Origin of the sequence: Massiliimalia massiliensis (genome assembly GCF_900155615.1) — a bacterium.
Taxonomy (GTDB): domain Bacteria; phylum Bacillota; class Clostridia; order Oscillospirales; family Ruminococcaceae; genus Massiliimalia; species Massiliimalia massiliensis.
Genome location: NZ_FUHT01000004.1, coordinates 1,077,135 through 1,084,460, shown reverse-complemented (window position 1 = coordinate 1,084,460; position 7,326 = coordinate 1,077,135). Strand labels below are relative to the sequence as shown.

The 7,326-nt window shown below is 41.7% G+C and carries 6 protein-coding genes, 5 tRNA genes and 1 rRNA gene; 10 read left to right on the top strand and 2 right to left on the bottom strand.

Features of this window, described 5'->3' with window-relative positions:
- Window positions 1–192 precede the first annotated feature (192 nt).
- The 9 genes from CZ360_RS13855 (at window position 193) to CZ360_RS13815 (ending at window position 3,001) form a co-directional block, all read left to right on the top strand.
- Window positions 193–269 (top strand) — tRNA-Lys (locus CZ360_RS13855).
- Window positions 270–275: 6 nt separating this feature from the next.
- A 5S ribosomal RNA gene (gene rrf, locus CZ360_RS13850) occupies window positions 276–392 on the top strand.
- A 44-nt stretch (window positions 393–436) separates the two neighbouring features.
- A tRNA-Ile gene (locus tag CZ360_RS13845) sits at window positions 437–513 on the top strand.
- A gap of 23 nt (window positions 514–536) precedes the next feature.
- Window positions 537–612: transfer RNA gene (locus tag CZ360_RS13840), tRNA-Trp, on the top strand.
- A gap of 3 nt (window positions 613–615) precedes the next feature.
- A tRNA-Asp gene (locus tag CZ360_RS13835) sits at window positions 616–692 on the top strand.
- Between the two features lie 37 nt (window positions 693–729).
- Window positions 730–805: transfer RNA gene (locus tag CZ360_RS13830), tRNA-Thr, on the top strand.
- A 322-nt stretch (window positions 806–1,127) separates the two neighbouring features.
- Complete coding sequence (locus CZ360_RS13825; RefSeq protein ID WP_077534786.1) at window positions 1,128–1,928, top strand: hypothetical protein; 801 nt, start codon at window positions 1,128–1,130, stop codon at window positions 1,926–1,928.
- 133 nt (window positions 1,929–2,061) lie between these two features.
- A complete protein-coding gene (locus CZ360_RS13820) occupies window positions 2,062–2,382 on the top strand; it encodes an antA/AntB antirepressor family protein (RefSeq protein WP_205411129.1) in 321 nt (106 codons plus the stop codon).
- Window positions 2,383–2,611: 229 nt separating this feature from the next.
- Window positions 2,612–3,001, top strand: a complete 390-nt coding sequence (locus tag CZ360_RS13815; RefSeq protein WP_077534785.1) for a cytidine deaminase family protein — start codon at window positions 2,612–2,614, stop codon at window positions 2,999–3,001.
- 223 nt (window positions 3,002–3,224) lie between these two features.
- Here CZ360_RS13815 and CZ360_RS13810 read toward each other — a convergent pair whose 3' ends face one another.
- Both CZ360_RS13810 and spoIID read right to left on the bottom strand, forming a co-directional pair.
- Complete coding sequence (locus tag CZ360_RS13810; RefSeq protein ID WP_077534784.1) at window positions 3,225–4,259, bottom strand: Ig-like domain-containing protein; 1,035 nt, start codon at window positions 4,257–4,259, stop codon at window positions 3,225–3,227.
- Between the two features lie 373 nt (window positions 4,260–4,632).
- Window positions 4,633–5,655, bottom strand: a complete 1,023-nt coding sequence (spoIID, locus tag CZ360_RS13805; protein ID WP_159438314.1) for a stage II sporulation protein D — start codon at window positions 5,653–5,655, stop codon at window positions 4,633–4,635.
- Window positions 5,656–5,846: 191 nt separating this feature from the next.
- On the opposite strand from spoIID, the gene CZ360_RS13800 reads away from it, so the two are divergent.
- Window positions 5,847–7,217 carry a citrate synthase gene (locus CZ360_RS13800; protein ID WP_077534782.1) on the top strand — a complete coding sequence of 457 codons (1,371 nt, stop codon included), beginning with the start codon at window positions 5,847–5,849 and terminating at the stop codon, window positions 7,215–7,217.
- The last annotated feature ends 109 nt before the right edge of the window (window positions 7,218–7,326 follow it).

Genomic DNA, 7,326 nt, shown 5'->3' with positions numbered 1-7,326 from the left:
AAGTGTAAGCATGGTGACATGTTCAGCTAGCGAGTACTAATCGGTCGAGGGCTTGACCTCAAAGAATGTTTGAGTCTCGAGCTTTACTATGTTTCTCCTTCATAATTATTCGGTTTTGAGGATACCAAGAGAAATGACATTTTGATGTTTGCTCTTTGCCTCAAATAGTACCTGCCATGGTAGGCAGCCTGTGCACCACTAGCTCAATTGGTTAGAGCAACTGACTCTTAATCAGTAGGTTCAGGGTTCGATTCCCTGGTGGTGTACCATACATAGACAGTGTTGATGGCGGTGAGGATCCACCTGTTCCCATACCGAACACAGAAGTTAAGCTCACTTGCGTCGAAAATACTTGGCTGGCGACGGCCTGGGAAGATAGATAGACGCTGTCATGAATACCCATCAAAAAACTAGCATTTTGCTAGTTTTTTGCAATGGGCCTTTAGCTCAGTTGGTCAGAGCAACCGGCTCATAACCGGTCGGTCCCGGGTTCGAATCCCTGAAGGCCCACCAAATTTGAAGCGGCGGTTCGTTATAGGGGTATAGCTCAGTTGGTAGAGCAGCGGTCTCCAAAACCGCGTGCCGAGGGTTCGAATCCTTCTGCCCCTGCCATTTGGCCCGTTAGCTCAGCTGGTTAGAGCGCTAGCCTGTCACGCTAGAGGTCGTCGGTTCGATCCCGATACGGGTCGCCAAATTTGTTATAGAATCTATTGTTCTGTAACAAATTTTGCTGCTATGGCTCAGTAGGCAGAGCACGTCCTTGGTAAGGACGAGGTCACCAGTTCGAATCTGGTTAGCAGCTCCAAGAAAAGCGCCTTAAATCCCGATATAATGGGATTTAAGGCGCTTTTTTATTTCCTAGTACTTTTTGTTATTCCAGTTTATTTTGATTATTAATGCCCTTTTTGTTGTCGAAATTCGTGTTCTTTCTCATTGCTTCCAGATTATACTGACATGCTTGTAACTATGAACATCCCCGCAGACTCAAAATCAGAGCGTGAAAAGCTGGATTTTATCCAATCTGTCCTATTAAACGGCGGAAATTTGTCAAATATCCAGGCTTGAGTTTCAATCCTGGATCGGGTATACTGAAATTATAAATATTTGACAGAAGGGGATAGCTGGCTATGAAAAGAATGATATCCTGTTTAAGCGCTGTTTTGATTTCTATGATGTTTTTAATAAGCTGTGGAGAGCCAAAAGTAACGGTTGAATCGGTGATTGAACAGTTAAAGGAATCTGGGCTTCCAATCGAATACAGTATTGTTTATACCTCTGAAAATGATCCTAATGGAAGCGGAAAAAAGGCGTATCTTCAAAAGGGGAATTTTGCAGATTCTACCATCGAGTCGGAGTATTCAAAAGATCAGCCCTTAAGTGGGAGCGTGGAAGTTTTTCCATCCAATAAGGAAGCTATTGAGAGAGCAGATTATATTGCGGGCTTCGGCGGACTGAGTGATTTCGGATACCAAATTATTGCGGATACGGTTTTGTTAAGGTTGAATACTGGTTTTGACCGCTCGGCAGTGGAAAAATATGCACAAGCAATCGGCGGGGAAATCTACAGTGAGACGGAAAGCAATAGCGAAAATGAAAAGAGTGATTCAGATGATTATTTTTTAGATATAGAAAATCCAGAAATATATGAAGCTTTTCTTAACCCGGATAAATATACCGGCAGAATAATTGTGTTTGAAGCTAAGGTGATATCTGATGTAATTAGAAAAGATAAATTTTATATGTTCCAGATGACACCAACTGATCCATCCTTGGATATTTTCACGGTCATAGTTGGATGTTTAGAAGATCGTGGGTGGAGCAATGGCGAAATTCATGGAGTGACTGGAGAGATTATGGGAAGTTTGGACGGTGATAAATTAACAATGGTAATCAGACAGCCATCTGAATCGGATACAAAAGGAGATTAATAGCTAAAACTAAATACCCAAACCACTATTGATTTCATTCAGTAGTGGTTTTCTTTTGGGAAAATTTGAAAAACCTCTTGACAACATGCCAAAAACATGTAATGAGGCGTTTTGCCAAAGACAGGATATGTTGATGGCACTGATTGTAGCAGTACAGGATAAGCTGCTTTCGGTTTCGTCCAAAAATAAAATGTTCAAAATAGTAGAAGTGAGGTGGCTTAATATGAATGAATTAATTAAAGTAAATTATGATAATGATAACCCGACCATAAGCGCAAGAGAGCTTTATGAATTTATTGAAGTGACTGAAAGGTTTTCAAGCTGGTTTGAACGGATGTCACAATATGGATTTGAAGAATCAGTTGACTATTTAGGGTGTAAATTTTTTAACACCCAAGCAAGTCAGGAGTTACAAGACTATCAGTTTCAACTAATTTATCAAGATTCGGTATAAAGAGATTTGTATAGTCCTTATTAAAGGCGTAGATCGGGTAACCGGAGTGGGAGTTCGAGTCTCTCTTTTTATCAAATTAAAAGCTATATTTTGAGCATTCGAGATGCAGCATTTTTCATTTAGCAAAAGGGATCTGACGGTTAGAATTTTTGGGGTAGAAAAATTTGTCAAGATGTAATACAATGAGCTTAATGATCAATTTTTCAATGCTTGTGATGGAGGTATCGTGATGAAGAACGATTTTGAAGAACTATATAATAGGGCAAGCTCGGTATTAAATTACAGACAGCTTTCCGACTGTGCCGATGCAGGAGATGTTGGGGCTGCGATCTTAACAGAAAATGGAAACATTTATGTTGGAACCTGTATTGATGCTACTTGCGGCTTGGGGTTTTGTGCTGAGCAAGCGGCAGCGGCAGCTATGATAACTGCAGGTGAAAATACGATTCAAAAAATAATTGCTGTAGACAAAGACGGAAAGATACTGCCTCCATGTGGCAGATGTAGAGAATTTTTAAGTCAAATTGGTGACAATAATCTTCAGGCGGAGGTTATGGTGGGGGAAGATACTATCGTAAAGCTGATCGATCTTCTTCCATACGATTGGAGAAAAATTTAAACTATTACAAATCCTGCACTTTGTCAGGAGATAGGCTGTACGAAACGATTGCACTAATCAATAGATCAAGAAGAATGGCCTGCTATTCACATAGTGGATAGCAGGCCATAGCAGCTTTTTAAATTCGTTTGCTATATGGCAGTCCTAATAGCCTGACATTAGGAAGTTAATTTAGGAATCGTTGAGATTGTCTGTTCTCCGACTAGATAGAACAAAATTTCTATTATCCAATACATTTTTTGCATGGAGTTAAGCCTCTTGCTTTCGCATCGCTTAAAGTGGATTCATAATATGTGCCACCGTTACAATGATTATCATAGTGATATCTTTTTCCAGATTTAGTCACATATACTGTTCGAGATTTTGGCTTACTATTATCTTTACTGCTATTATCGCTACTAACCGAATTGTTACTGCCTGAAGAAGACTTGGAACTTGTCTTTTTGGTCTCTTCGTTTTGTTTTAAAGTCTGGTATGTAGATTCAGCATTGGTTAAATCCTCATAATTATCCACAAATTCTTTGATCTCATCTGGAGCAGAATCATATTTTGAACGTGCAGCGACGATAGCATCTTTACTATTTAAACTTACGGATCCAATGTCTGTAATTAATTCCTCGATTTCTTTGGCTTTTGATTTATTGTATTCTACGGTTAATTCATCATATTTTTTTTCCGCGCTAATTAATAAATCGACATTAGTAACAAAATGCTGCACTCGTTCGGAAGAATTGTCATATTGATTTTTAGCTATCTCTATTGCCTCTTTGCTATCTAGTGAAACTGTCCCAATACTATTTATTAGATCGATTATTTCTTCAGCTTCTCTTATATTTTCCTTATCACCTAGTGGAATAATAACGATATGAATTTTATTACTTTGAACTTTGCCGTCTGTATCAGAAACATAAATATCTGTTTCACCCTCGGAAATTCCCATTACAATGCCACTGACATAGCTGGCAACTGAGTCATTATCCGAGATGTACTTTACCAGATGGCTTTCCGCGTCTTTTGGTAAAATAGAAGGTTTGAGATTTTGTGTTTCACTTACTTCCAAAACAATCGGATCATCCGCAGTAAGCGTTAAGTCGGTTATCTGCGTGGGTTGTGGAAGTAAAAATGATATCCATCCGATAGCCATAATAGCAGAGACAACAGTAAGAACAATTTTAGTATTCTTTTTCCACCTTCCTTGTTCTTTCCATAATAAAAATATTCCAATGGGAGGTATAATAAAAAGGAATAATATAATCATAGGGGGCGTTGATACCATTTAGAAGTTATTGAAGATAGATTTCCTATGTTAAACTTGTCCATAAAATTCACCTATTTCTGTTAAAATAAAAATGTTTATTTATATCTTTGTTTTTCAAAATAGAATTATTCTTTCAAATTAACCACCTCATTTTATCTAGTTAAAAACATGTTGCAGATATTTTGTTTTTTTCTGCCTCCTTTCTGCTGGACTGTTTTCGGCTGTTCTCTTTTCTAAAGAAAAACATAAATATGTCCTGTTCCTATTGCTGGCATAACCAGTCGTAATAGTGTATCCCTTTTAATTAATTATAGCATAATAAAATAATATTTCCAATAATTTTACCCTCCGCCAATTGGCAGAGGGCAGTTTGCTATGTATTGACCGGAGTCAGAACAGTATTCGGGTAATAGTGCGTCAGGATTTCCCTGTAGGTTTTCCCCTGGCGGGCCATATAGTCCGCACCGTATTGGCTTAATCCGACGCCGTGACCATAACCTTTTGTGGTAAAGGTGAATTTTTCATCCTGATACTCAATGCTGACATCGCTGCTTTTCAGTCCGAACAGACTGCGCAGCTCCTGTCCTGTAAGCGTTTGGCCGAGTACCTTAACCTCTGAAACATAACCGCTTGGGGTGGTTTGTATAATTTCGAACCATTTGGCGGGATCGTCTGTGAAGGTAATATCCTGGTATTTTTCTTCCAGAATTTTTTTCACCTCTGCGGTGGTCAGCGTCAGGCTGTTTTCAAAAGAAGGGGAGAGGGTATCTCCCTCGCTTTCACATTTGACCAGATACGGTACCTCCTGGCCCCAGACGTTTTTAGCGTCCTCAGTGTTCCCGGATGACATTGCGTGGAACGCCGCAATGATGGGCTCGTCATTATAGGTCAGGATTTCTCCTAACACACTTTCTATACAGTTTTGTATTTTTTTCGAATAGTCTTCATATTTACCCCCATACTGTTCTTTCGCTTCTTCATCGGAAAGATAAGCCTGATGGCGGGATGGGTCGGTGGAGATGACGGCGCCCTTTAAATCGTCGCTGGGGGAAGCAGTTTCATTTGCGATCACTCGCAGCGCGTAGGTATGTGCAATGACTGCCTGCGCTTTTAAGGCTTCCTCTTCAAAGGAAGCGGGCATTTCCGCCATAACGACTCCGCGAATATAATCGGCCATCGGGAGAGTCTGGGTTTCTTTTTTATCCGCAAGAAAGATGGTGATTTCCTCTTTTCCAGCCGCCGCCTGTACAGGTTGGGATGCGGCTTGGCTTTGCGTTTGACTAGGGATCAGATTTGTGTGAACAGTTTCCTGACCGCCTGTCCGGAATAATGCTGTGAAAGGGATGGCAACCACAGCGGCCAAAAAGAATAAAAATGAACGAATATGATTTCTCATGACTATCACCATTCAGTTTTCTTGCTGAAATCAAGAAAACTTGATCCTTTCTTTTGTGATTTTGAATTTTATTAATAAAAATCCTGCAAAAAGAATTGACGAATACAGATTCCTGTGATAAGATATTACTATTACAGCATAAATGCGCGAAATTGGAAAAGCGGCCTTGTCCCGCGGAGAGGAGCCATGGAATGGACGAAAGAGAGATTACAACTTCTGTGGATATGAAATCCATTAAAAGTCTATGTGAAGAGTACAAGAAATATAACTATATCCCACCGGAACTCTATGAGCGTTTTGATATCAAGCGTGGATTAAGAAATCAGGATGGAACGGGAGTTATTGCCGGGCTGACCCATATCTGTAATGTTCATGGCTATGTATTAAATGAAGGGGAAAAAGATCCGATCGACGGGCAGCTGATTTACCGCGGTATCAATATCAATGATATTGTTGAGAATTGTGTGGCAGAACAGCGCTTCGGGTTTGAAGAAGTGGTTTATCTTTTGATTTTTGGAACCCTTCCCAACCAAAAACAGTTGGAACGTTTTTCGGAGCTGATGAGCGAGTCCCGGGAACTGCCGCAGTATTTCTTTGACGATATGGTGCTGAAAGCACCCTCCAAAAATGTTATGAATAAGCTGGCGCGCTCTGTACTGGCGCTTTATTCCTATGACGATGAGGCGGAAAACGCTTCCCTGGAACATGAGATGCGCAAATCCCTGCAGTTGATTGCACGACTGCCGAATATCATGGTCAAAGCATACCAGGTTAAGGTCAGCCACTATGACGGCGGCTCAATGATTCTGCATCCTCTTCTGCCGGGGCAGAGCACAGCAGAAACGATTCTTTCCCTGCTTCGCCCGGACCGGCAGTTTACCAGGGAGGAGGCGCTGCTGTTGGATATCTGTATGATGCTGCAGGCAGAGCATGGCGGCGGAAACAACTCGACCTTTGCCTGCCGGGTGCTGACTTCCTCGGGAACGGACGCCTATTCGGCTTATGCAGGTGCAATTGGTTCCCTGAAGGGGCATCGTCACGGCGGGGCGAATATCAATGCTTCCAAGATGCTGGGTTACATGAAAGCCGGCATCCATAACTGGGAGGACGAGGATGAGGTTGCGCGCTTCCTGAAACGGATCATGCTCAAAAAGGAAGGCGATGGCACCGGGCTGATCTATGGGATGGGGCACGCGGTCTATACGAAATCCGACCCCAGGGCATTGATTCTGCGTCAGAATGCGATGAAGCTGGCTCAGGGAACAGAGTTTGAAGCGGAATTTAAGCTCTTAAACCTGGTAGAAAAGCTGACGCCGCTGGTCTTTGCCGAGCTCAAGGGCGATACAAAAACCATGTGCGCAAATGTCGATCTCTATTCCGGCCTGGTTTACCGGATGCTCGGAATACCGGAGGACTTGTTCACGCCGCTTTTCGCCTGCTCCAGGATGGCGGGCTGGAGCGCCCATCGGATCGAGGAGATGTACAATAATAACCGGATTATCCGTCCGGCCTACAAGGCGATTGCCAAGCACAGGAAGTACATACCAATCAGCGAACGGTAAAAAGTGCAGTACAGCATATGCTGTACTGCACTTTTTGTGCCGCAGAAAGTTTCATAAAAAATCTATACAAAATGGGTCAGGGTATGCTATAATTAATTCTATATGAGCT